Origin of the sequence: Saccharothrix saharensis, assembly GCF_006716745.1 — a bacterium.
In the GTDB taxonomy this organism is placed as follows: domain Bacteria; phylum Actinomycetota; class Actinomycetes; order Mycobacteriales; family Pseudonocardiaceae; genus Actinosynnema; species Actinosynnema saharense.
In genome coordinates, this window is sequence record NZ_VFPP01000001.1 from 3,801,305 (window position 1) to 3,825,018 (window position 23,714).

Sequence of the window (23,714 nt, forward strand, 5' to 3'; positions counted from 1 at the left end):
AACGCGCTCAGCCCTCGCGCCAGCCGCTGGTGATCGGCAGCCTGCGGTCCCGCCCGAACGCCTTGAAGGTGATCTTCGTGCCCGGCGGGTACTGGCGGCGCTTGTACTCGGCCTTGTCCACCATGCGCAGCACCTTGTCGACCAGCTCGTGCGTGAAGCCCATCGCGATCAGGTCGCGGTAGCCCTTGTCGCCCTCGACGTAGTCGTCCAGCACCGAGTCGAGCAGCTCGTAGTCGGGCAGCGAGTCGGTGTCGACCTGGCCGGGGCGCAGCTCGGCCGACGGCGGCTTGGTGATCGAGTTCTCCGGGATCGGCGGCAGCTCGCCCAGCTTCTCCGCCTCGGCGTTGCGCCACCGCGCCAAGTCCCACACCAGCGTCTTGAGCACGTCCTTGATCGGCGCGAACCCGCCGACCGCGTCGCCGTAGATGGTCGAGTAGCCCACGGCCAGCTCGGTCTTGTTGCCGGTGGCCAGCACCAGGTGGCCGTGCTGGTTCGACAGCCCCATCAGCGTGACGCCGCGGCACCGCGCCTGGACGTTCTCCTCGGCGAGCCCGGTCAGCCCGAGCTGGTCCACGAACACGCCGACCATGTCCGCGATGGGCTGCTCCGAGTAGTGGCAGCCGGTGCGCTGGGCCAGGTCGTGGGCGTCGGACTTCGAGTGGTCCGACGAGTACACCGACGGCATCGACACGCCGTACACGTGGTCGGCGCCCAGGGCGTCCACCGACAGCGCGGCCACGACCGCCGAGTCGATGCCGCCCGACAACCCGAGCACGACCGACCGGAAGCCGTTCTTGTGCACGTAGTCGCGCAGGCCGGTGACGAGCGCGTGCCACACCTCCGCCTCGTCCGACAGCGGCTCGGCGGACTGCGGCACGGGCAGCGGCTCGTAGGCCGGCAGCGGGTCGTGGGTCAGGGTGCGGCGGTTGACCGTGAACCCGCCGTACGCGCCTTCCGTGCGCGGCGCGCCGCCCGGCAGGTCGAGGTCCAGCACGACCAAGTGCTCGACGAACTGCGGCGCGCGCGTGATCAGCGAGCCGTCCGCGCCGACCACCATCGTGTCGCCGTCGAACACCAGCTCGTCCTGCCCGCCGATCAGGTTCACGTACGCCAGCGGCGCGCGCGCCTCGACCGCGCGCCGCGCGACCAGCGGCAGCCGGGCGTCGTCCTTCTTGCGCTCGTACGGCGACGCGTTCGGCGAGACCACCAGGTCCACGCCCGCCTCGCCGAGCGCGGCGATCGGACCGCCGTCCTGCCACAGGTCCTCGCAGATCACCATGCCGACCTCGACGCCGTGCACGCGCACGGCGTCCAGCTCGTCGCCGGGCGTGAAGTAGCGGCGCTCGTCGAACACGCCGTAGTTCGGCAGGTGGTGCTTGTGCTGGCGGGCGACGACCCGGCCCCGGAACAGCACGGCGGCGGTGTTGCGCATGCCGCGCTCGTCGCGGTCGAGGTAGCCGACGAACACCGCCAGCTCGCCGCAGCCCTCGTCGTCCAGGCGGGACGCCAGCGCGGTCAGCGCCTCCTTGGACGCCTCCGCGAAGGACACGCGCAGCGCCAGGTCCTCGACCGGGTAGCCGGTCAGCGCCATCTCGGGGAAGACCGCGAGGTGGGCGCCCGCCTCCACGGCCTTGCGGGACCACTCGACGACCAGTTCGGTGTTGCCCGCCAGGTCGCCGACACAGGCGTTGACCTGGGCGAGGGCGAGTCGGAGCTGTGGCATGAGGGCATTCTCGCTCACCCGGAGCGGCCTTGGCGGCCGTTGTGTCCCACGAGTCACACCTACGATCGGGGACGTGCGCCGTCCGATGATGCTGTTCCTCGCCCTGCCGCTCCTCGCCTCGTGCACGAGCGTGCTGTCCGGGTCGCCCACCGCCGGGACGGCGCTGGAGCAAAGAGGACCGGCCGGCGCCGTGCCCGCCGGGTTGGAGCGGTTCTACGGCCAGCAGCTCGCCTGGGAGGACTGCGCGCCCTACGCCACCACCGGGACCACGACGTCGCTGTTCAAGAACAAGAAGTCGATCGAGTGCGCCCGGCTCGAAGTGCCCCTCGACTACACCCGGCCCGGAGACCGGACGATCAAGGTCGGGCTGCTCAGGCAGGCCGCGAGCGGTGACCGGATCGGTTCGCTCATCATCAACCCCGGTGGTCCCGGCGCGTCCGGCATGGCGGCGGCGGCGGGCATGGGCACGCAGGTGAAGTCGACACCGGTGGGTGAGCGGTTCGACCTGATCGGGTTCGACCCGCGCGGCATCGGGGCGAGCGAACCGCGGATCAAGTGCCTGACCGACGCCGAACGGGACGCCGACCGGCTCGACGACGACATCGACACGTCACCGGCGGGCCTGGCGCAGACCGAGGCGGAGAACAAGGCCTACGCCGACAAGTGCGCCTCGATGACCGGGGTCGACGTGTTGGCCAACGTCGGCACCCGGGACGTCGTGCGCGACCTCGACGTCATGCGGTCCGCGCTCGGCGACGAGAAGTTGACCTATTTGGGGTACTCCTACGGCACGCACATCGGCGCGGCCTACGCGCAGGCGTTCCCGGGCAACGTGCGGGCGCTCGTGCTCGACGGCGCGGTGGACCCGACGCAGAACCAGGTCGAGTCGCTGATCGCGCAGGGCGCGGGGTTCCAGAAGGCGTTCGACGCGTTCGCCGCGTGGTGCGCGAAGAGGCAGGACTGCGCGCTGGGCACCGACCCGGCGAAGGCGAACCAGGCGTTCCGGGACCTGACGCTGCCGCTCGTGCAGCGGCCGGTGGCGGTCAGGGACCGGAAGCTGTCGTACAACGACGCGATCACCGGTGCCATCCAGGCCATGTACTCGGAGGAGCTGTGGGCGCCGCTCAACACCGGGTTGACCGAGCTGAAGAACAACCGCGGTGACGTGCTGATGCTGCTGGCCGACAACTACTTCGACCGGGACAAGGAAGGCCGGTACTCCACGATCACGGACGCGTTCGTGGCGGTGAAGTGCGTGGACGAGCCGCGCGTGACCGACAAGAACGTGCTGAACGACGTGGCGCGGCGGTACAAGGCGGCCGCGCCGTTCCTGGACGACGGCCAGCCGCCGGGCGCGGCGCTGGACGCGTGCGCGTTCTGGCCCGTGCCGCCGAGCGTGCAGGAGCACAAGCCGGTGTCCGGCCTGCCCCCGGTGCTGGTCATCTCCACCACCGGCGACCCGGCCACGCCGTACGAGGCCGGGGTCAGCCTGGCGAAGGAGCTGGGTGGCGGGCTGCTGACGTTCGAGGGCAACCAGCACACCGTCTACTTCCACGGCAACGAGTGCGTGGACGAGGCCGGGCACGCGTACCTGGTGGAGCTGACGCTGCCGCCGGAGGGGACGCGCTGCTCCTGACCGTCAGGCTTCCCACCGGGCGCGCAGGACGCCGTCGGCGTCGGGAAGCACGGCGGTGAGCAGCGGGTGCCGCTCGTGCGAGTAGACGGAGATGGCCATCGCCGCGCGTGCTCCGGCGAGCTGTGCGGGCAACCGCGGGTAGTCCTCCTCGTCGACGGTGCACGAGGTGATCCGACCGTCCGGGTGCTCCCAGACGAGGTCGGACCTGCCTTCCTCCGGTAGGTCGCGGAGCACGGCGGCGACGTCGTGGTCGAGGTCGGGCCACACGAGCAGCCGGGCCCGGGGCGTGAGCCGGGCCCGGACCGCGCCGACGTCGGCGGCGGTGAGGCGGTGCCACCGGGAGGCGTTCCCCACGTACCCCTCCTCCAGGACCACCGCGCCGCGACCGGCGGCGAGCCCGGTCAACTCGGCCCAGAAGGCGTCGTCGGCCGGGCGCTGCGGTGCGGGCACGTCGTACGACGGGTCGTACGGGGACGAGTCCAACCGTTCCGGGAACAGTCCGAGGGACTCGGTGCGGCCAACCGCCTCGTCGCAGGGCTCGGCGCTGCCGACGTACATGTACTGGTCGTAGCCGACGTGGACGAAGAACCTCCCCTCCACTTCCAACCGGCACCACGCGCCGTTGTCGCGGAGCATGACCCGCACCAGCTCGAGGCCGGTGTCCAGGGACACCTCCGCGCCGTCGTGGTAGCCGGTCAGGTCCGGCGGGAACAGCCCGGCCAGGCCGTGCCCCTCGATCGGCGCCTCGGCGCCGAAGTGGACCAGGCCCGTGACGTGCGGATCGCGAACGGTCAAGCGGTGGACGCCGGTGGCTCGCGCGAAGGCGTCCGCGGCGGACAGGTAGGCCGCTTCCACGGCACCGTGGTCGCTGGTGATGTCCTCGGGACCGTTGTAGTGACCGTGTTCGTCGCGGTCGGCGGGGTCGTACTTGGTGATCCGGAAGACGTGCGGCAGGGACATGATCAGCGGTTGGCCAGGCCGTCCACGCGCAGGGTCGCGGAGTCGTCCCGGTGCGCGCCGGTGCCGCCGACGTGCTTGTCGCTGATCGTGGTGCCGTTCTTGAGCACGTGGTACAGCGCCATGCCGTGACCGCGGCCCAGGTCGTAGTCGTCCTTCAGCCACTGGAGGACGACGCCTGCCTTGGTGGTCGCGTCGTACCCGCGCTCGCCCGCCTCGGCCAGCAGCTCGGCCGGCGTCTTGCCGGTCTTGCGCTCGATGGTGTCCAGGTACGCCTGGAAGGACATGGCCTGCTCCTCGTTCGTCGGTGTGCGGCCAGCCTAGGACAACTCTTCCTGTCTTGACAAGTTTTATTGTCGGCCTAGATCCAGAGCAGCTCCGAGCCCTTGAACAGGTGCAGGCAGCTCTCCGGACCTTGCAGGCTCATCCGGAGGCTGCCGTCCTCGGACACGACTTGCGCGCCGTCCTCGAATTCCAGGCCCCAGGCCGCCACGTGCAGCTCCGGCACCCGCTCCACCACGGCGAACAGGCGCGGAGCCTCTTCCGCCACCAACTCACGCTCTTCACCAGTCATAAGCGAGACGCTAAACCTGAGCGCTCAGGTTGAATAGTCGCCTGACCGGGTGACTGGATGGCCGCGCGGGCTCGGGCAGACTGGCGGTGATCAAGCGAGGAGACCCATGACCACCAGCGGTCAGAGCCCGACCGACTACCGCGCACGACTCGCCGAGCGCCTCAAAGAACTCATGCGGCGCAGCGGCAAGGACCGGGCGGACATCATGCGGACCTTGGGCTGCTCGGTGTCGAAGGTCGGCACGATCCTGCGCGGTGACACGTCGGTGCCGCCGCTGGAGCTGGCCGCCTTGCTGGACCTGTTCGGAGTCGAGGGCGAGGAGCGGGCCGACCTCGTCCACCTCGGCGAGGAAGCTCGGCGGCGCAGGCCGAAAACTCCTTGGGGCGCGGCGATCCCGGACCGGTTGCGGAAGTTCTTCAACACCGAGGAGACCGCGCGGAAGATCGAGCTCTACCGACCGGACCTGCTGCACGGGCTGGTGCAGACCGAGGCGTACGCGCGAGCGGTGATCGAGACCAACTCGGCGCTGCACCCCACCGAGGTCGAGCACCTGGTGCAGGCGAGGATGGCCAGGCAGGCGCGGTTGACCGGGCCGAACCCGCCGGACTACACGCTGGTGATCAGGCAGTCGGTGCTGCGGGCCCCGGTCGGGTCGCCGGAGACCCGGTTCGAGCAGTTGCAGCACCTCAAGACGCTGTCCCGGTTGCCGCACATCACCATCCGGATCATTCCGGACAGCGTGGGCCTGACGAGCGCGCTCTACTTCCCCTTCATGATCCTCACGCCGTCCGGGGACCGCGCCAAGACCGTGTACGTGGAGACGTTGACCGACGGGCTGCTGGTGGACGAGGAGAGCCGGATCTCCCACTACGAAGCCGTTTTCCGGGAACTCGTGGCGGTCTCGGTCACCGACCTGCTTGATAGCGTTGAGGCATGACGTGGCGGAAGAGCAGCTACAGCGGTAACAGCGGTGGCGATTGCGTCGAGCTGCGGGCCGGACTCGACGCCGTGCGGGACTCGAAGAACGCCGACGGGCCCGTGCTGGAGTTCAGGCCTGCTGCTCTGAAGGCGTTCTTGACAGCTCTGCGGACCAGCTCGCGAGGAGCTTGAGGCGCTCCTCGGTGGGTGAGCCCACGCGAGCGGTGTAGACCCCCAGCACCACGTCCGGGTCGCCGGACGGTCGCAGGGTCTCGTAGTCGAGGTCCAGGTCGCCGACCACCGGGTGGTGGATGAGCTTGACCCCGTGGGTCTTCTCCAGCACCTTGTGCTGCGCCCACAGCTTGCGGAACGTCTCGTCCTTCACCGACAGCTCCCCCACCAACGCGGCCAGGCGCGCGTCGTCCGGGTACCGGCCCGCGTCGAGCCTGAGGAACGCCACCATGTCGTTGGCGACGGAGGGCCAGTCGCGGTAGAACGTGCGGGCCTCGGGCCACAGGAACGTCTGCTTGGCGCAGTTGCGCTCCTCCGCCGGCAGGTCGCCGAAGCCGTACAGGGCGTCGGCCAGCGGGTTGTAGGCCAGGACCTCGGCGCGGCGGCCCATCGCGAACGCGGGCACGTCGTCCATCATGTCGAGCAGCCGCCGCAAGCCCGGCCGGACGCGTTGGGGCGCGGGGCGTCTCGACGGCGCGGGGCGGACCAGGTTGCGCAGGTGGGCGCGCTCGGTCTCGTCCAAGCGCAGCACGCGGGCCACGGCGTCGAGCACCGCGTCCGAGACGGCGGGCGTGCGGCCCTGCTCCAGGCGCATGTAGTAGTCCACGCTGACGCCCGCCAACATCGCCAGCTCCTCGCGGCGCAGGCCGGGGACGCGGCGCCGACCGCCACCGGGCAGGCCCACGTCGTCCGGGCGCACGCGAGCCCGGCGGCTGCGGAGGAATTCGCCGAGGTCGTGGTTCACCCACCCAGTATGGCCGCGCCGCACCCGCGGAGCCTGGGTACTGCCAGACCTAGGGAACGCCGTCCCACAGGTGGACCAGCACCTCATGTCCGGGTCGCGACCAGGGCCAATGTTGTTGCCATGACCTACGACCTGAACAACCGCACTGCCGTTGTCACCGGTGCCGCGAGCGGCATCGGGGCCGAGATCGCGCTCGTCCTCGCCCGGTCCGGGGCGAAGGTCGCGCTGCTGGCCCGCCGGGCCGACCGGCTCACCGAGCTGGCCGGGAAGATCGCCGCCGAGGGCGGGCAGGCGCTCGCCGTCGCCGCCGACGTGACCGGCGACCTCACCGAGGCCGTGGAGGCGGTCCACACCGCCTTCGGCCGGGTCGACCTGGTGGTGAACAACGCGGGCGTGATGCTCGCGAACCCCATCGCCGACGGCCGCGACGACGAGTGGCACCGGATGATCGACACGAACCTCAAGGGCCTGCTGAACGTGACCAAGGCGTTCACCGCGGACCTGGTCGAGGCCGGTGCGACCGGCACCGCCGACCTGGTGAACATCTCGTCCATCGGCGCGCACCTGACGTTCCCGAACTACGCCGTCTACACGGCCACCAAGGCCGCCGTGACGCACCTGTCGGCGAACCTGCGCACGGAGCTGGGGCCGCGGGGCGTGCGGGTGACGAACGTCGAGCCCGGTCTCGTGCACAGCGAGCTGGCCGACCACATCGACAACCCGGACGTGTCGGCGCACCTGGCGCAGTGGCGGGCGGAGATGCCGCCGCTGAACCCGGCGGACATCGGTGACGTGGTCGGGTTCGCCACCAGCCGGCCGAAGCACGTGAACCTGCGGCAGCTCGTGGTGCTGCCGACCGTGCAGGTCTGACGTCGGTGAGCCGCCCACCTCGTCGGGGGGGGTGGGCGGCTCAGGTCGACCGGCGGTGGCGGTAGGCGCGTTGCTGGCACGCTCGCGAGCAGTACGCGCGGGGTCGGCCGGAGGCGGGCTGCGCCACCGGAGCGCCACACACCCGACAGGTTTCATCACGCTTTACATCACGCTTCTGGACGAGCAGCTCGATGCTGTCCAGCAGCCGCGACAAGCCGAACTCGAACGGGTCGACCGGCTGGTCGAAGCCGCCCGCCTCCCAGAGCCCGGTCAGCACCGGGTAGCGGTCGAAGCGGGCGAACAACGCGTCCCGCTCACCCCACCACTGCTCGTCGCTCACGCCGGTGCCGCGCTCCACCCGGGCCGCCTCGACCAGGGCGGACGCCTCGGCGTCCACGAACCGGCCGACCAGGGTCACCGCCGCGACCACCTCGGCCGGCGGGAGACCGGTGCCGGCGACGATGCCCAGCGCGTGCTCGTAGTGGGCCAGCGCGTTGGGCCCCGGCACGTGCCGCCCCCTCGCCTCGGCCAGCCACGGGTGCCGTTTCCGCAGTTCCCAGGCGTGCCGGGCGAACGCCTCCAGCTCGGTGCGCCACTCGGCACCCGTCGACGGTGGCGGGTCGCCCAGCACGGCGTCACGCATCAGGTCGACCAGGTGCTCGCGGCCGGGCACGTGCCGGTACAGGGACATGGTGGTGAAGCCCAGCCGTTCGGCGACCTTGCGCATCGACAGCCCGGCCAGCCCCTCGGCGTCGGCCACCTCGACCGCCGCGCCGACGACCGCCTCCAGGCTCAGCCCCGGCCGGCCGCCCCACAGCAGCTCGACCGAGCGGTCGGGATCGCCCGCTTTCCCCATCACGCCTCCATGCTATACCTTTTGTGTTTACGCCATAAACACCTTGGGGGCTGTTCATGACCGACTTCCACGTCTCTCCTGCCGGGGACGACTCCGCCGAGGGCACCGCCGACCGCCCGTTCCGCACACTGGAGCACGCCCGCCGCGCGGCCCGTGCGGCGGGCGGTGACGTCACCGTGCACCTGCGGGCGGGCACGCACGTGCTCACCGAGCCGTTCGAGCTGACCGAGGACGATTCCCGCGTCGTCTACCAGGCGTTCGGCTTCGGCACCGACGCCCGGGAGGACGCCGTGATCAGCGGCGGGCGGGTGCTCACCGGGCAGCGGGACCCGGACGGGGTGTGGCTGTCCGAGGTCGGCGACCTCGTCACCCGGCACCTCGTGGTGGACGGACGGCGGGTCGAGCGCGCGGGCGTGGACGGGCTGCCCGGCACCGTGCGCCGCACCGACACCGGTTACGCCACGGACGCCGCGTTGGACTGGCGGAGCCCGGCGGGCGTCGAGTTCGTGCACCGGGGCGTCTACCCGTGGTCCGAAGCGCGCTCGGCGGTCGCGTCCGCCACGCCCGACGGCGAGATCACGATGGCGCAACCCGCGTTCGACTGGGCGCGGGACGTCTACAACTCCGAGTGGGACGGCCACCGCTCGACCGGCCTGCCCGAGCCGACCCGGGTCGAGAACGACCCCGCGTTCCTGACCCCCGGCACGTTCGCGCTGGACCGCGCGCGGCACGTCCTGCACTACCTCCCGCGCCCGGACGAGGCCGAACCGCACGTCGTCGCCCCCGTCCTGGAGGTGCTGGTGCGGGCCACCGGCGTGCGGGACGTGGCGTTCCGGGGCCTGACGTTCGCCGACACCACGTGGCTGCGGCCGGGCGGCGGCCGGGGGTTCCTGCACTACCACGCGAACGGCTTCCACGACGGCGGCGCGATCGGGCGGGTCGACGTGGCCGAGGGCGCGTGGTTGACCGTGCCCGAGGAGCCGGCGCGGATCCCCGCCGCCGTGCAGCTGCACGGGACGACCGGCGTGCGGTTCGAGGGCTGCCGGTTCACCAGGCTGGGCGCGACCGGGCTCGGCGCGACCGGCGGCGCGGACCTGGTGGTGCGCGGCTGCGACTTCGACACCCTCGCCGCCTCTGCCATCTCCGTCACCGGCACGCGGCAGGCGCTGGTCGAGGACAACCTCGTCGGGCACGTCGGGCTGGACCACTCCGGCTCGGCCGGCATCGCGTTCCTGGACACCGAGGACGGCGTGATCACGCACAACCACGTGCACGACGTGCCGCACAACGGGATCGTCGCCGGACCGTCGCGCGGCGGCACCCGCATCACGCGCAACCTGGTCACCTCGACCATGGGGGTGCTGGCCGACGGCGGCGGCGTCTACCTGTCCGGCCCGCAGGGCGACTCACCCGCCAACGGGGCCGTGATCAGCGGGAACGTCATCGAGGACACGCGCACGCCGTACAACTTCGGGCTCTACACCGACTACGGGGCCACGTGGGTGGAGGTCGAGGGGAACGTCGTCACCCGCGCCGACAACACCGCCGTCCTGCACGTCCACCCGCCGCTGGAGCACGTCGCCTACCGCGGCAACTTCTTCGACGCGGACCCCGTCGGCAGCGACGCCGTGCCGGACGGCGTCACGTACGAGGGCAACACCACCATCGCCGACCCGGCCGGGTTCGCCGCCGCCACCGCCGCCATCCGGGCCCGCGCCGGGCTGCTCACGACACGGGCCTGACGAACGGGAACAGCACGGTCTGCCGGATCGACGTGCCGGTGAGCATCATCAGCACCCGGTCCACGCCCAGGCCGAGACCGCCGGTGGGCGGCATGCCGTGCTCCAGCGCGACCAGGAAGTCCTCGTCCAGCTCCATCGCCTCGATGTCGCCGCTGGCCGCCTGCAACGACTGCGCCTCCAGCCTGCGGCGCTGCTCCAGCGGGTCGGTCAGCTCCGAGTAGGCCGTGCCGATCTCCGCCCCGAACGCCACCAGGTCCCACCGTTCGGCCAGGCGGGGATCGGCACGGTGCTGCCGGGTCAGCGGCGAGACCGAGGTCGGGAAGTCGGTGTAGAAGGTCGGCTCGACGGTGTTCGGCTCGACCAGCTCGTCGTACGCCTCCTGCACCAGCGCGCCGTGGTCGGCGTCGTCGTTCGGCTCGATGCCGCGGCCGGCCAGCAACGACCGCAGCTCCGCCGACGGCGTGTCGGGCGTCACGGTCGTGCCCAAGGCCGCGGACACGGCGGAGTGGACCGGGACGACCGGCCACTCCCCCGAGATGTCGACCTCCACGCCGTCGCGCACGGCCACGCGGCGGCCGTGCGCGGCCACGGCGGCGTGCTGCACGAGTTCCCGCACGAGGTGCAGCATCGTGGTGTAGTCGGCGTAGGACTGGTAGGCCTCCAGCATGGTGAACTCGGGGTTGTGCGAGGCGTCCGCGCCCTCGTTGCGGAAGTTGCGGTTCAGCTCGAACACCCGGTCCACGCCCGCCACGCACAGCCGCTTCAGGTACAGCTCGGGCGCGATGCGCAGGTACATGCGCATGTCGTAGGCGTTGATGTGGGTGACGAACGGCCGGGCGTTCGCGCCGCCGTGCACGGTCTGGAGCATCGGCGTCTCGACTTCGAGGTAGCCGCGGTCGTGCAGGAAGTCGCGGACGGCGCGCACGACGTCGCTGCGCAGCCGCAGCATCCGCGCCGAGTCGTCGTTCACCACCAGGTCCAGGTACCGCCGGCGGACCCGGGCCTCCGGGTCGGACATGCCCTTGCGCTTGTCCGGCAGCGGGTGCAGGCACTTCGCCGTCACCGTCCACCCGTCGGCCAGCACGGACAGCTCGCCCCGCTTGGACCGGATCACCTCGCCGCGCACGCCCACGTGGTCGCCGAGGTCCACCCCCGCCTTCCACGCGGTCAGGTCCACGCGGGAGGCGTCCAGCATGAGCTGCACCTCACCGGTGAAGTCGCGGACCCGGGCGAAGCACAGGCCGCCGAGCTCGCGCAGCGCCACGACCCGGCCGGTCACCGACACGGTCTCCCCGAGGCGTGCGCGGGCTTCGGCCAGGGAGTGGTCGCGCGGGTAGTTCACCGGGTACGGGTCGATGCCGTCGGCGCGCAGCCGGTCGAGCTTGGCGATGCGGACACGCACCTGCTCCGGGCGGCGGACCTGCTTGGGCTCGACCTTGATCGCGTCGATCTCGGCGACCGCGGCGGCGAAACCCGAGCCGGCCGTCCCGGAGCGCAGCGCACGCGACGAACCGCGCTGGAACAGCGACCGCAGGCTCGGCACGAACCCCTCGGCCACACCCGCCGCGACGCTCACCCGGGGCAGGTGGCGGGCCCGGGTGAAGCACAGGTAGCGGGGCAACCACTCCGGGCCGTACTTGGCGTTGGACCGGTACAGCGATTCGAGCTGGAAGAACCGGGACGCGAGGCCGAGCACGGCGCGCCAGGTCCGCAGCACCGGGCCCGCGCCGATCCGCGCGCCCTCCTCGAACACCGCGCGGAACATGGCGAAGTTCAGCGATACGCGCTGCACGCCCAACCGCGGGGCGGCGGCCACCAGCTCGGCCACCATGAACTCGTTCAGGCCGTTCTCCGCGGCGCGGTCGCGGCGCATCAGGTCCAGCGACAGCCCGCGCCTGCCCCACGGCACGAACGACAGCAGGCCGCGCAGCTCGCCGTGCGCGTCGTAGGCCTCGACCATCACGCACCGGCCGTCGGTCGGGTCGCCCAGCCTGCCCAGCGCCATCGAGAAGCCGCGCTCGGTCGCCGCGCCCCGCCACCGCTGCGCCAGGTCCAGGATCGAGGCCAGTTCGTCGGCCGGCACCTCGGCGTGCCGCCGCACGCGGGCGGTGTACCCGGCGCGTTCCACCCGGCTCACCGCCTGCCGCACGGCCTTGCGCTCCGGGCCGGTCAGGGTGAACTCGCGCACGTCCAGCACGGCCTCGTCGCCGATCTCCAGCGCCTTCAGGCCCGCCGCCGCGTACACGTGCGCCCCGCGTTCGCTCGCACCCAGCACGCCCGGCAGCCAGCCGTACCGCCGTGCCTCGGCCAGCCACGCGTCCACCGCCTGCGGCCACGCCTCCTCGTCCCCGATCGGGTCGCCGCTGACCAGCGCCGTGCCGGCGAGCACCCGGTAGGTGAGCGCCGCCCGGCCGTCCGGGGCGAACACCGCGCTCTTGTCGCGGCGGGTGGCGAAGTAGCCCAGCGAGTCCGGCTCGCCGTGCGCCGCCAGCAGCCGCCGCACGGCCAGTTCCTCGGCGTCGTCCAGCGACCGGCTCGACCGCACGCCGCGGAAGAACACCCGCAACGCGGCGATGGCCACGAGCGTGCCCCCGAACCCGAGCAGGACGCTCAGCCACGCCGGGCCCTCGCCACCGCGGCGCTGCGGCAGCACCTCACCGGTGATCTGGTTCGCCGCCCACGCCAACCGGTGCCACGTGCCGTGCAGGTGCCCCGGAAACAGCTCGGTCAGACCCCAGCCGAGCAGCGACAACGCCACGATCCCGCCGAGCAGGACGACGAGCGTCTGCCGCCAGGCACCGGCCGCCAGCTCGGCCGGGAACGCGTCCTTGACCGCGAGCAGCAGCACGATGACCGCGACCGTGACGACGACGAAACTGCCGAGGTCGATGGTCACCCGCACCCGGTCCGGTGACTCGTCGGGGCCGAGGAAGGGCGCCGGGTCGAGCCAGAAGCGGATGATGAGGAGCACCACGACACCCGCGTTGAGCACCTGGAACAGCAGCAACGCCCACAGGGCGGCTCTCTTGCGCCTGCGCAGCGCGGCACCGAGCACCACCAGCACGAGGGCGATGAAGAGGTTCGCCTCCACGGGCAGGCCGAGCAGGTAGGAGACCCGGAGAATGCCCTTGGCGAGGTCGGACTCCTCGTCGAGCAGGAACAGCAGCAGCGATGCCGCGGCCGCCGCCTGGACGACGGTCGCGACCACGCCCGCCGTCCGCCACTTCCACTTGGCCACCGCCACGACGCACTCCCAGGAGGTTCCGGTTGTCCACCATGGTCGCCTCACTCGCCGGACTCGTGCACGTGCGGACGTCCGGACGGGTCGACGGGCCCACCGCGGTGCTCAGCTCGGCGCTGGGCGGCGCGTGGTTCGACTGGGACGCGGTGGTGGCGTTGCTGCCCGACGCGCACGTGCTGGTGTTCGACCGGCCGGGCACCGGGTGGTCCGAGCCCGCGGCGGCGCCCGCGACGCTGGCCCGCGAGGTCGCCGTGCTGGACGCGGTGCTGGCCGGGCGGCCGCCGGCGGTGCTGGTGGGGCACTCGATGGCGTCGCTGCACGTCGAGGCGTGGGCCCGGCTGCGGCCGGAGCGGGTGCGCGGGCTGGTGCTGGTCGACCCCGACCCGGAGGTGCCCGGCGCGGGGCGGCCGTTCGACCTGCCCGCGGCGGTGGCGCGGTGGGTGCTGCGGGCCGGGCTGGACCCCGTCGTGGCAGCTCAGGGCCTGCGGCTGCGGCGGTGGGCCATGCGCGGGTCGACGCTCGGGCGGCGTGACCCGGTGGCACCGGCGCGGGTGCGGTCGGTCTACGGGCGGCCGTCGGTGGCGCGGGCCGTGCTGGACGAGCTGGCGTCGTACCCGGCGCAGGTGGGGGCGGTGGAGCGGCTGCGGGCGTTCCGGCCGCTGCCCGACGTGCCGCTGACCGTGCTCACGCCCGGACGGCGGGCGAGCGCCGCGCACCGGGCGCTGGCCGCCATGAGCCCGACCGGGCGCACCGCGCTGGTGCCGGGCAGCCGACACATGGTGCCGGTGGACCGCCCCGACGCGGTGGCGCTGGCCGTGCTCACCGCGTTACGCGGCTCCTGAGCGGCCAGGACATGGTGCCCGCCCGATCCCGCGGGACCACGCGGCGAGCCGTGCCGTGTGAAGCTACTCGCACTACGCGCAAATACCCCCGGGTCGGTGTCACGCTGGGCGGGTAACCGTGCAACAAGGCCCGGGGACCCGCGACGGAGCAGGCCCCGAGGGAGGACGGTCGACGATGACCTCGCCAGAGGTAACCGCGCCCTACGGGAACGGGGCGGGCAGCGCCCCCACCGGCAAGAAGGTGCGCATCCACCACCTGCGGGAGATGAAGGAACGCGGCGAGCCGTGGCCCATGCTCACCGCCTACGACATGTACACCGCGGAGCTCTTCGACGAGGCGGGCATCCCGGTGCTGCTGGTCGGCGACTCCGCGTCCAACAACGTCTACGGCTACGACACCTCGCTGCCGGTGACCGTGGACGAGCTGCTCCCGCTGGTCCGGGGCGTGACGCGGTCGGTCAAGCGGGCGCTGGTCGTGGCCGACCTGCCGTTCGGCTCCTACCAGGTGTCGGTGGAGCAGGCCGTGGCGACGGCCGTGCGGTTCATGAAGGAAGGCCGCGCGCACGCGGTGAAGCTCGAAGGCGGGAAGCACTTCGCACCGCACATCGAGGCCATCGTGCGGGCGGGCATCCCGGTCATGGCGCACATCGGGTTCACCCCGCAGAGCGAGCACCAGCTCGGCGGCTACCGGGTGCAGGGGCGCAACGACGCCTTCGACTCGGTGGTCGAGGACGCGCGCGCCGTCGAGGCCGCGGGCGCGTTCGCCGTGGTGCTGGAGATGGTGACCAGCGAGGTCGCCAAGCAGATCACGCACGACCTGGCGATCCCGACCGTCGGCATCGGCGCCGGTCCGGACACCGACGCGCAGGTGCTGGTCTGGCAGGACATGATGGGGCTGCGCCGCGGGCGCGCGCCGCGGTTCGTGAAGCGGTACGCCGACGTGGCCGGCGTGATGAAGTCGGCGGCGGAGCAGTTCGCGGCCGAGGTCAAGGGCCACCGGTTCCCCGGTCCCGAGCACACGTTCCACTGATCGTTCGAGGTACCGCGCCGCGCCGGCCCACTCGGGTCGGCGCGGCGTTCTCGTTCCGGTGAAGCCCGTGGGGTGGTCGTCGCCCGATGGGGTCGAAGTCGTCGGTCCGACCGGCTCGGGGGTAGTCCTGCGCGGGGTGGGAGCGGCCCGTGCTCCCCAGGCCATCACGAACGGAGATCCGCCATGGGTTTCACCGATGTGTTCAGCGACGACGACGAGAGGGTGTCCCTGACCGACGCCGAGCAGCAGGAACTGGCCGAGATCGAGGACGAGACGCCGCAGGTCGCGAGCTAGCCCCGCGCGGTGCGCGGGTGGGGGCCGTGGTGAGGCGCCTCCACCCGCGCACCGGCCGCAGTCGCCGTGCCCCAGGTAGCCGCTGTGGCCGCTGCGGGTCGCCCTCGTCGTCGGAGGAACAGCCATGTCGCAAGTCCTGTTCGGCACCGGGGCCGAGCGCGCGCAGTCCGGCGAACGGGCGGTGGACCTGGCCCGAGCCTGGTCGCACGGGTGCGCCGCGGTCGCCGAACTCGGGTTGACCGCCCACCTGACGCCCGTGCCCGCCGACGACCCCGGCGCGTGGCGGTGCGTCCTGCGGCGCGACGACCGACCCGTTCTCGGCGGTGACGGCTCCGGCAAGGGTGCCACCGGGGCGGCGCGGGTGGGCGCGGTGTTCGAAGCGCTGGAGCACCACCTGAGCCGGAACCTGCCCCCGCGCCACGTCCGGGTGATCGGCGCGCACGAGGCCGCCGCCGGCCTGGCCGACGACGCCGCGCTCGCGCTGCTCGCCGCCGGACCGGACCGGCCGCTGGCGTGCCTGCCCTACCGGGACCTGCTCGACGACGCCGAACGCGCCCTGCCGGTGTTCCTGTCCTCGCCCGACCACGTCGCCGACCACCACGCCGACGCGCGGGCCGCGCTCGGCGACACCTACGACTACGCGGCCGCTCGCCGCTACTCGCTGAACAGCGGCTGGGCCGCGGGCACCACGCCCGTCGAGGCCGCCGTCCACGCGATCAACGAGATCATCGAGCGCGACGCGATGTCGCTGCTGCTCATCGCGCGCTTCCTGGCCCGCCGGCCCGCGCCGCTGCACGTCGTCCGCCCCGCGACCCTGCCCGACGACCTCGCCGCGCTGCACCGCCGCGCCGCGGACCTGCTCGGCGGGCCCGTGCACCTGGTCGACATGACCACCGACCTCGGCGTGCCCGCCTACTGGGCCCACACGCCCGCGCCGCCGGGCCGAGCCGCACGCGTGCGCGGGTGCGGGGCGTCTCTGTCTGCCCGCTACGCCGCCGAACGCGCGCTGACCGAGTTGATCCAGGTCCACAGCATCGCCACCCACGAAGCCGACCCCCGGGCCGGGCGCGTCCCGCGCACCACCGACCACCCGGCACTGCACCGCTGCCACCTGGCCGACCTGACCGCCGCCGGCGCGGTCCGGCCCGTCGCGTTCACCGACACCGACGCGCCCGCCACGCCCCGCGAACACCTGGACGTCCTGCTGCGCTGCCTGGACCTGGCCGGGTACCGCGCCTACGGCTGGCCGCGGCACGTCACCGGGCACCTGGCCGTGCTCAACGTGTGCGTGCCGGGGCTGGAGCGCTTCATGCTCGTCACCGACGGGGTGCCCGTGCTGCCCGGACGACGCGGGAGGGACCACCGCACCCGCCGGTGATCCACTCCCCCGGTTCTCGGGCAGAGTGGGGCGCATGTACCCCGAGATCGAACCGTACGACCAAGGCCTGCTCGACGTCGGCGACGGCAACCGCGTCTACTGGGAGGTCTGCGGGAACCCCTACGGCAAGCCGGTGGTGTTCCTGCACGGCGGCCCCGGCGGCGGCTGCGCGCCCGTGCACCGCAGGCTGTTCGACCCGGCCGCGTACCGGATCGTGCTGATCGACCAGCGGGGCTGCGGCCGGTCGCTCCCGCACGCGTCCGAGCCCGGCTCGGACCTGACCACCAACACCACCTGGCACCTCGTGGCGGACCTGGAGAAGGTGCGCGAGCACCTGGGCGTGGACCGGTGGCAGGTGTTCGGCGGGTCGTGGGGGTCGACGTTGGCGCTGGCCTACGCCGAGACGTACCCGGACCGCGTCACCGAGCTGGTGCTGCGGGGCATCTTCACGTTGCGGCGCAAGGAACTCGACTGGTACTACGGCGGCGGGGCGGGCATGTTGTTCCCGGAGCCGTGGGAACGCGTGGCCGCGCTCGTGCCGCCGGGCGCGGACGTGATCGAGACCTACCACCGGCTGCTGAACGACCCGGACCCGGCCGTGCACGAACCGGCCGCCGTGGCGTGGAGCGTGTGGGAGGGCTCGACCGTGACCCTGTTGCCGCGGCCGGAGCTGGCGGAGGCGTTCGCGCAACCCCGGTACGCGGTGGCGTTCGCCCGGATCGAGAACCACTACTTCCGCCACGGCGGGTGGTTCGAGGAGGGGCAGTTGCTGCGTGACGCGGGCAAGCTCGCGGGCATCCCGGGCGTGATCGTCCAGGGCCGCTACGACCTGGCCACCCCGGCCACGACCGCCTGGGACCTGCACCGGGCGTGGCCGGGGTCGGAGCTGGTGATCGTGCCGGACGGCGGTCACGCGTTCGACGAACCGGGCGTCCTGCGGGCGCTGCTGGCCGCCACCGACCGGTTCAGGTGATCCGGCCCACCGCCGCTTGGACGGGCGGGCCCGCCCGTGACCGGTCTCAGGGTCGGGATTGCGGGCGGTTCGCCGTCGAGGCGTTCTCCACCGAAGCCTCCGCCGCGGCCGGGACCGCGTGACCGTGCCGTGGGTGCCGGGGACGGGCGGGCCGGGGGTTCCACCCGCGCTGCGGTTCCACGCCGACCGGGCAGACGTTCCACGGTCAGGTGGTCGCCGAGCGGTTCCTGGGAACCGGGCGGGGTGCCGCACCGATCATCGTGCGATGAGCGACCCGAACCCCCCGCACCCGTCCCGGCCACCGCTGCCCCGTTGGACGGTCCCGATCGTCGCCGGAGTCGTGCTCGTCGTGTCCGGCGTGACGCTGTGGGCGCTCTGGCGGTGGATCGACGGCCTGGCCCTGGCCGACGCGGGCAAGCGGGCGACCGCGCAGCTGGACGCCGTCAAGACCGCTTCCGGCATCGCCGTCGGCGGCGGGCTGTTCGCGCTCTACCTGGCGGCCCGCCGCCAACGCACCCAGGAGCTGGAACTCTCCCAGCGCGAACGCGCCCAAGCGCACACCGAGCGGGTCGCCGAGACCAACCGGTTGCACGCCGAACGCGTGGCCGCCGCAGCGGAGAACGACGCTGCCGCGCGCCGCGTCACCGAGCTGTACACGAAGGCGAGCGAACAGCTCGGCTCGGACAAGGCCCCGGTCCGGCTGGCCGGCCTCTACGCCTTGGAGCGCCTGGCCCAGGAGAACCCGGGGCAACGCCAGACGGTGGTCAACCTCCTGTGCGCCTACCTGCGGATGCCCTACCCCCCGCCCGGTGAGGAGGAGGACCGCGCGCTTCGCGACACGCGCTTGCAGGAACGCGAAGTCCGCCTCACCGCCCAACGCATCCTCACCACCCATCTGCGCGGTGCCGGTGACCCCCACTGGGCGGACATGGACCTCGACCTGTCCGGCGGAGTTCTGATCGGCCTCGACCTGAGCTCCTGCCGGCTGCGCCACACCACCTTCGCCAGGGCTTCGTTCATCGGTGGCGCCGACTTCACCAGGGCGGCGTTCACCGGGGACGCCGATTTCACCGGGACGTCGTTCGCCAAGGTCGGCTGGTTCAGCGACGCGTCGTTCGCCGGCAACGCCGACTTCACCGGGACGTCGTTCGCCGCGAACGCCTCGTTCCGCGGGACGTCGGTCGCCGGGGCCGCCGTGTTCGACGCCGTGTCGTTCGGGGGGTCGGCCGATTTCGCCGCGGCCGGGTTCACCGGCGTGGCTTCCTTCGACGGGGCGTCGTTCGCCGGACCGGCGACGTTCAGCGGGGCGTCCCTGCCGGACCACGCGTGGGAGGTTCTGCCGGCGTCGGCAGGTGAGCGGTTCTTCAGGGCTTGAGGGGTTCGAGCGCGGCTTCCAGGGCGGCACGTGCCGGCACCAGGGAGGGGCCGTACCAGGTCAGGTGGCGGCCGGAGACGTGCACCGGGCGCAGGTCGGGGAAGAACTGGGGGCCGTCGTCCGGGGTGAACAGGTACGGCTCGTCGGGCAGGACGACCAGGTCGGCGTCCTGCATCCCGGGCAGCTCCGGCCGGGGGTAGCGGTCCGGGTGGGTGGCGAAGGTGTTCAGCACGCCCAGGCGCAGCAGGACGTCGCCGGCGAACGTGTCGCGGCCCAGGACCACCCACGGTTTGCGCCACACCGGGATCACGGCCCGCGCCCACGGTGGCGTCACGTCGCGCCACAGCCGTTCGGCCTCCACCAGCCAGCCCGGCTCCACGTCCCACGCCGTGCCGAGCAGGCGGCGCAGGCTGCCCAGCGCCGCCGGCACGGTGGCGGGTGCGGCGGTGACCCACACCGGGATGCCGTCGGCGCGCAGGCGTTCGACGTCCTCCGGGCGGTTCTCCTCGCTGTTGGCCAGCACGAGGTCCGGCCGCAGCGCCAGCACCCGGTCCACCTCCGGGTACTTGGAACCACCCACCCGGGTCACGTCCAGGTCCGGTGGGTGCGTGCAGTAGTCCGTGGCACCGATCAGCACGGCCGGGTCGACGGCCTCGGTGACCAGGGCTTCGGTGAGCGACGGCACCAGGCTGACCACGCGCCTCGGCGGGCCGGGCAGCGGCACCGGCTCGCCGAGGTCGTCGACCGGCAGCATCAGATGTCGGTGATCTTCAGGCCGGCGTGCGCCTTGTACCGGCGGTTGATCGCGATCAGGTTCGCGGTGAACGCCTCCACCTGGTGGGCGTTGCGCAACCGGCCGCCGTAGACGCCGCGGAAGCCCGGGATCGTCCCGGCCAGCGCGCGCACCAGGTCGGTGGCCTCGCGGTCGTCACCGAGGACCAGCACGTCGTTCTCGACCGTCTCGATCGACAGGTCGGCCAGGTTGACCGCGGACACGTGGTGGAACGCGGCCGTGACGCGGGAGTCCGGCAGGAGCGCGGCGGCCTGCTGCGCGGCGCTGCCCTCCGGCACCGGAAGCGCGAACGGACCCTGCTTGTCGAAGCCGAGCGGGTTCACGCAGTCGATCACGACCTTGCCGCGCAGCGGCTCGCGCAGCGACGCCACGGTGTCCGCGTGCCCGTCCCACGGCACGGCGATCAGCACGACGTCCGCCTGCTCGGCGCAGCCCTCGTTGTCCGCGCCGCTGACGTGCCCGACCCCGGCCTGGGCGCGGACCTCCTCGGCCGCGGCCTCGGCGCGTTCGGCGTTGCGGGAGCCGATGACGACCTTCAAGCCCGCCTTGGCCCACCGCAGCGCCAGGCCCTTGCCCTGCGCACCGGTACCACCCAGGACCCCGACGGTGAGCTCACGAATATCAGTCACCCCGCCATCACATCACATCCCGCCGACGGTCGAGCCGCGGCGCGAGACCATCCGGCACGGAGCGCAACCCCAGCTCGAACAGCTCGTCCAGGTCCAGGTCGTAGCCCTCCTCGGCCAGCTCGCCCAGCACCCACGCGAACGGGGGATAGCGCCCCGATCCGGTGATCGCGCCCATCGCCGACGCCCGGCTCTCCATCCACTCGTCCTCCGACGGCCCGGACGCACCGAGCGCCTGCTGCCCGCGTTCGAGGTGGACGGCGATGCCGTGCACGTAGCTGGAGAACACCACGTGCAGGTCGCACATCTCGGCGGCGCTCGGCCCGGAGCCGTCCAGCGCGGCCGGCGCCCACTCCGCGTGCACGGCCAGGTTCGGCAGCGGCAGCGGCCGGGTGATCGGGCCGAGCTGGGCCGGCCACGGGTGCCGCCGGTACCGCGACCACAGCGTGCGGGCGCACAGCTCCGACCGGCGCGACACCGAGCCGGGCCGCGACGCCGCGCATCGACAGCACGCCGAGCCCTTCGGCGTCCACGAATCGCGATCGCCGCGCGCACCACCCGGTCCCGGGTCAGGTCGGGATGCCGGGCCCCGTCCGGCCAGGGCACCAGCCTCGCGCTGGTCGGCGCGCACGTGCCGGCGGACGAGCTGGGCCGGGCGGACGACCACACCGCGGCGTTCCCCACGAACGCCGGATGCGCCCGTTCGTCGCGCGATAACGCTGGACGCGTGAGGCCGTCACCGGCGTTCGAAGACGACCTTGCGCCGCTCGGGGTCGGCCTCCACCAGGCGCACCGCGATCCGCTCGCCCTCGGGCAGGTCTTCGCCCGTGCAGCGGCCCATCACGGGCGGCTGGGCGACGAAGACGTCCGCGCCGTTCCCCTCGGCCCGCAGCACGACCGCCTCGAACTCCTGCCCGACCCGGTCGGCCAGCACCCACGCCTCGACCTGGTCCAGGCACGCCCGGTCGACCTTGCCCGCCAGCGCGTCCGAACCGCCCATCAACCCCGGCAGCAGCGGCAACGCCTCGGTCAGCCAGTCGGGCACGTCCTGCCCCGCCGTGACGGCCAGGCACACCTCGGTGGCGAAGCGGTCCACCAACCGGCGCAGCGGCGCGGTCACGTGCGTGTAGGGCGCGGCCAGGCCGGCGTGCGTGGACACCGCGGGCACCTCGCCGTTGAACGCGGTGTAGCCCGCGCCGCGCAGCAGCCGGGTCGCGTCCACGAACAGCGCCAACGCCTCGGGGCGGCTCGGGTCCAGGCCCGCGAGCAACCGCGACGGCGTCACGCCCGCCGGCCACGGCACGCCCAGCGCGTGCGCGGACCGCCGCAGCGCGTCCACCGCGCCGTCGTCCGCGTCGGGCAGCGTCCGCAGCACACCGACCTTCGCCGTCAGCATCACCTTCGCCGCGGACATGCCGGTGAGCAGGGAGATTTCCGCGTTCCACGCGTCGACGTCGGCCCGCGGCCGGACCGCGAGCTTCCAGTCGCCGTCGCCGTTGGGCACGATCTCCTGCTCCGGCAGTTGCAGCTCGACCGCGCCGCGCTCGACCGCGCGCTCCCGCCGCAACCGGCCGAAGTCGGGCAGCGCCTCGATCGACGGGTGCGGCGTGCCGGCGTCGAACCGCGCCTGCACGGTCTCGTAGTCGAACTGCGCGGTCGAGCGCACCACGGCCCGCCGCACCCGCACGTCGGTCGGCTCGCCGTCCGGACCGCACTCGAACGTCCACAGCACCGACGGCCGCGTCTGCCCCGGCAGCAGGCTCGCCGCGCCCTCCGACAGCACCGGCGGGTGCAGCGGCACGTTGCCGTCGGGCAGGTACAGCGTCTGGCCGCGCTTGCGCACCTCCGCGTCCAGCGCGCCACCGGGCACCACGAAGGCGCCCAGGTCGGCGATCGCGTAGTGCACCCGGAACCCCGACCCGACCCGCTGCACCAGCAACGCCTGGTCCAGGTCCTTCGCGCCGGGCGGGTCGATCGTGACCAACGGCAGGTCCGTCGCGTCCTCGCGACTCGCCAGGCCGACGTCGCGCGACACCGCGGCCTGCGCCTCGGCCAGCGCGGCGGCCGGGAACCCGTCGGGCAGGCCGAACTCGGTCCGGATGCCGCCGAAGTCCAGGTCCGCTCGGTCGGTGCGGATCACCATGGGGTGCACCCTAAGCCGGCCTCAGCGCTTGCCCCACTCCTTATCGGCCTTGTCCTCGGCTTTCGTCCGCTCCCGCGCCAGCTCCAGCGCGCGCTGCGCCGTGGCCTCGTCCGGGTAGGGGCCCATGCGGTCCCCGCCCCGGCAGCCAACACCGCGCTCGACCGTCCGGTGGGTCAGGCAGTAGTACCAAGCGTTCGGGTCAGAAGCCATGCACCCAGGTTTCCATGCGCCGCAGCGCATGTCATGTTCACCGCGGTGGCGGCTGCACGGGGAGCGGGCCCGACTGCGGGTAGCTCGGCTGCGGCACCACCGGCGGCTGGGGGAAACCGCGCGGCGGGGTGTTCTGGTTGGCGTTGGCGTACTCGCCCGGGATCGGGTCGAGCACCGACACCAGCACCGTCCGGTGCTCCGGGTCGGTGATCACCGCGCCGCCGCGGTCCCGGTAGACCAGCTCGCCGTCCACGTCGATCTCCACGATCGCGCCGACCTCGGCCAACTGGTCCTCGTCCAGGTCGACCAGCCGCTCCACCCGGGACGGCACGACCCGGTACACCGGCCAGTTCAGGTGCGCGTACGTGCGGTGGAAGTCGGCCAGCAGGTGCGCCATCTGCTGCTGCCACGGCAGCGGCATCGCCTCGACCAGCGACCGCGGCAGCACCGCGTACGACTGGTCGGTGCCCGGCGGCCGGGTGTTGAGGTAGTCCCGCGTGGGCGTGCTCGACGCGGGCGGCCCGGCGTGCCGCTGGATGGGTTCGTGGTTGAACACC

At 72.9% G+C, this 23,714-nt stretch carries 23 protein-coding genes; 10 read left to right on the forward strand and 13 right to left on the reverse strand.

What is annotated here, in order from left to right; genetic code table 11:
- Positions 1 to 7: 7 nt before the first annotated feature.
- Positions 8 to 1,723 (reverse strand): NAD+ synthase, encoded by a 1,716-nt coding sequence (locus tag FHX81_RS16295; RefSeq protein ID WP_141978977.1) that lies wholly within the window; start codon positions 1,721 to 1,723, stop codon positions 8 to 10.
- A gap of 88 nt (positions 1,724 to 1,811) precedes the next feature.
- Between FHX81_RS16295 and FHX81_RS16300 the strand changes: the two genes are divergently transcribed.
- A complete protein-coding gene (locus FHX81_RS16300; protein WP_141983969.1) occupies positions 1,812 to 3,359 on the forward strand; it encodes an alpha/beta hydrolase in 1,548 nt (515 codons plus the stop codon).
- A 3-nt stretch (positions 3,360 to 3,362) separates the two neighbouring features.
- On the opposite strand, the gene FHX81_RS16305 is transcribed toward FHX81_RS16300, so the two are convergent.
- The 3 genes from FHX81_RS16305 to FHX81_RS16315 all read right to left on the reverse strand — a co-directional run bounded on the left by FHX81_RS16305 (position 3,363) and on the right by FHX81_RS16315 (position 4,890).
- Positions 3,363 to 4,319 carry an RNA-binding protein gene (locus FHX81_RS16305; protein WP_141978978.1) on the reverse strand — a complete coding sequence of 319 codons (957 nt, stop codon included), beginning with the start codon at positions 4,317 to 4,319 and terminating at the stop codon, positions 3,363 to 3,365.
- Between the two features lie 2 nt (positions 4,320 to 4,321).
- A complete protein-coding gene (locus FHX81_RS16310; RefSeq protein WP_141978979.1) occupies positions 4,322 to 4,603 on the reverse strand; it encodes a DUF4287 domain-containing protein in 282 nt (93 codons plus the stop codon).
- A gap of 74 nt (positions 4,604 to 4,677) precedes the next feature.
- The gene (locus tag FHX81_RS16315; RefSeq protein WP_141978980.1) at positions 4,678 to 4,890 is read right to left on the reverse strand and encodes a hypothetical protein; all 213 of its coding nucleotides are present in this window, start codon (positions 4,888 to 4,890) and stop codon (positions 4,678 to 4,680) included.
- Positions 4,891 to 4,996: 106 nt separating this feature from the next.
- Between FHX81_RS16315 and FHX81_RS16320 the strand changes: the two genes are divergently transcribed.
- Both FHX81_RS16320 and FHX81_RS16325 read left to right on the forward strand, forming a co-directional pair.
- Positions 4,997 to 5,827 carry a helix-turn-helix domain-containing protein gene (locus FHX81_RS16320; protein WP_141978981.1) on the forward strand — a complete coding sequence of 277 codons (831 nt, stop codon included), beginning with the start codon at positions 4,997 to 4,999 and terminating at the stop codon, positions 5,825 to 5,827.
- A complete protein-coding gene (locus tag FHX81_RS16325; RefSeq protein ID WP_141978982.1) occupies positions 5,824 to 6,000 on the forward strand; it encodes a DUF397 domain-containing protein in 177 nt (58 codons plus the stop codon). Before FHX81_RS16320 ends, FHX81_RS16325 begins: the two co-directional genes overlap by 4 nt.
- Here FHX81_RS16325 and FHX81_RS16330 read toward each other — a convergent pair.
- On the reverse strand, positions 5,939 to 6,784 hold the full coding sequence (locus FHX81_RS16330) for a helix-turn-helix transcriptional regulator (RefSeq protein WP_141978983.1): 846 nt from the start codon (positions 6,782 to 6,784) through the stop codon (positions 5,939 to 5,941). The two genes, FHX81_RS16325 and FHX81_RS16330, sit on opposite strands and share 62 nt — an antisense overlap.
- Before the next feature lie 120 nt (positions 6,785 to 6,904).
- On the opposite strand from FHX81_RS16330, the gene FHX81_RS16335 reads away from it, so the two are divergent.
- The gene (locus FHX81_RS16335) at positions 6,905 to 7,654 is read left to right on the forward strand and encodes an SDR family oxidoreductase (protein ID WP_141978984.1); all 750 of its coding nucleotides are present in this window, start codon (positions 6,905 to 6,907) and stop codon (positions 7,652 to 7,654) included.
- A 40-nt stretch (positions 7,655 to 7,694) separates the two neighbouring features.
- Here FHX81_RS16335 and FHX81_RS16340 read toward each other — a convergent pair whose 3' ends face one another.
- A complete protein-coding gene (locus FHX81_RS16340) occupies positions 7,695 to 8,510 on the reverse strand; it encodes a TetR/AcrR family transcriptional regulator C-terminal domain-containing protein (protein ID WP_141983970.1) in 816 nt (271 codons plus the stop codon).
- Positions 8,511 to 8,566: 56 nt separating this feature from the next.
- Here FHX81_RS16340 and FHX81_RS16345 point away from each other — a divergent pair, with 56 nt between their 5' ends.
- Positions 8,567 to 10,252: a right-handed parallel beta-helix repeat-containing protein gene (locus FHX81_RS16345; RefSeq protein WP_141978985.1), complete on the forward strand. Its 1,686-nt coding sequence runs from the start codon at positions 8,567 to 8,569 to the stop codon at positions 10,250 to 10,252.
- Here the strand turns inward: FHX81_RS16345 and lysX are convergent.
- Positions 10,236 to 13,496 (reverse strand): bifunctional lysylphosphatidylglycerol synthetase/lysine--tRNA ligase LysX, encoded by a 3,261-nt coding sequence (gene lysX / locus FHX81_RS16350; protein WP_141978986.1) that lies wholly within the window; start codon positions 13,494 to 13,496, stop codon positions 10,236 to 10,238. The two genes, FHX81_RS16345 and lysX, sit on opposite strands and share 17 nt — an antisense overlap.
- A 32-nt stretch (positions 13,497 to 13,528) precedes the next feature.
- On the opposite strand from lysX, the gene FHX81_RS16355 reads away from it, so the two are divergent.
- The 5 genes from FHX81_RS16355 to FHX81_RS40555 all read left to right on the forward strand — a co-directional run bounded on the left by FHX81_RS16355 (position 13,529) and on the right by FHX81_RS40555 (position 19,385).
- Positions 13,529 to 14,335, forward strand: coding sequence for an alpha/beta fold hydrolase (locus FHX81_RS16355; RefSeq protein WP_246108259.1), 807 nt, complete (start codon positions 13,529 to 13,531; stop codon positions 14,333 to 14,335).
- A 175-nt stretch (positions 14,336 to 14,510) separates the two neighbouring features.
- Positions 14,511 to 15,365: a 3-methyl-2-oxobutanoate hydroxymethyltransferase gene (gene panB / locus FHX81_RS16360; protein ID WP_141978988.1), complete on the forward strand. Its 855-nt coding sequence runs from the start codon at positions 14,511 to 14,513 to the stop codon at positions 15,363 to 15,365.
- Positions 15,366 to 15,783: 418 nt separating this feature from the next.
- Positions 15,784 to 17,037, forward strand: coding sequence for a YcaO-like family protein (locus FHX81_RS16365; protein ID WP_141978989.1), 1,254 nt, complete (start codon positions 15,784 to 15,786; stop codon positions 17,035 to 17,037).
- 34 nt (positions 17,038 to 17,071) lie between these two features.
- Positions 17,072 to 18,010 carry a prolyl aminopeptidase gene (gene pip, locus FHX81_RS16370; protein WP_211363497.1) on the forward strand — a complete coding sequence of 313 codons (939 nt, stop codon included), beginning with the start codon at positions 17,072 to 17,074 and terminating at the stop codon, positions 18,008 to 18,010.
- Between the two features lie 265 nt (positions 18,011 to 18,275).
- A complete protein-coding gene (locus FHX81_RS40555; protein WP_170232071.1) occupies positions 18,276 to 19,385 on the forward strand; it encodes a pentapeptide repeat-containing protein in 1,110 nt (369 codons plus the stop codon).
- On the opposite strand, the gene FHX81_RS40560 is transcribed toward FHX81_RS40555, so the two are convergent.
- From FHX81_RS40560 to FHX81_RS16405, 6 genes are all read right to left on the reverse strand, one after another.
- On the reverse strand, positions 19,375 to 20,139 hold the full coding sequence (locus FHX81_RS40560) for a helical backbone metal receptor (RefSeq protein ID WP_170232072.1): 765 nt from the start codon (positions 20,137 to 20,139) through the stop codon (positions 19,375 to 19,377). The genes FHX81_RS40555 and FHX81_RS40560 overlap by 11 nt on opposite strands.
- Complete coding sequence (gene npdG / locus FHX81_RS16385) at positions 20,139 to 20,807, reverse strand: NADPH-dependent F420 reductase (protein WP_141978992.1); 669 nt, start codon at positions 20,805 to 20,807, stop codon at positions 20,139 to 20,141. Before npdG ends, FHX81_RS40560 begins: the two co-directional genes overlap by 1 nt.
- Positions 20,808 to 20,814: 7 nt before the next feature.
- Positions 20,815 to 21,282: a TetR/AcrR family transcriptional regulator C-terminal domain-containing protein gene (locus tag FHX81_RS16390; RefSeq protein ID WP_141978993.1), complete on the reverse strand. Its 468-nt coding sequence runs from the start codon at positions 21,280 to 21,282 to the stop codon at positions 20,815 to 20,817.
- A 258-nt stretch (positions 21,283 to 21,540) separates the two neighbouring features.
- Positions 21,541 to 22,947 carry an RNB domain-containing ribonuclease gene (locus FHX81_RS16395; RefSeq protein ID WP_141978994.1) on the reverse strand — a complete coding sequence of 469 codons (1,407 nt, stop codon included), beginning with the start codon at positions 22,945 to 22,947 and terminating at the stop codon, positions 21,541 to 21,543.
- A 21-nt stretch (positions 22,948 to 22,968) separates the two neighbouring features.
- Entirely contained in the window at positions 22,969 to 23,157 is a 189-nt protein-coding gene (locus FHX81_RS16400; RefSeq protein ID WP_141978995.1) for a hypothetical protein, read from the reverse strand.
- Positions 23,158 to 23,194: 37 nt separating this feature from the next.
- On the reverse strand, positions 23,195 to 23,713 hold the full coding sequence (locus tag FHX81_RS16405) for a hypothetical protein (protein WP_141978996.1): 519 nt from the start codon (positions 23,711 to 23,713) through the stop codon (positions 23,195 to 23,197).
- Position 23,714 lies beyond the last annotated feature (1 nt).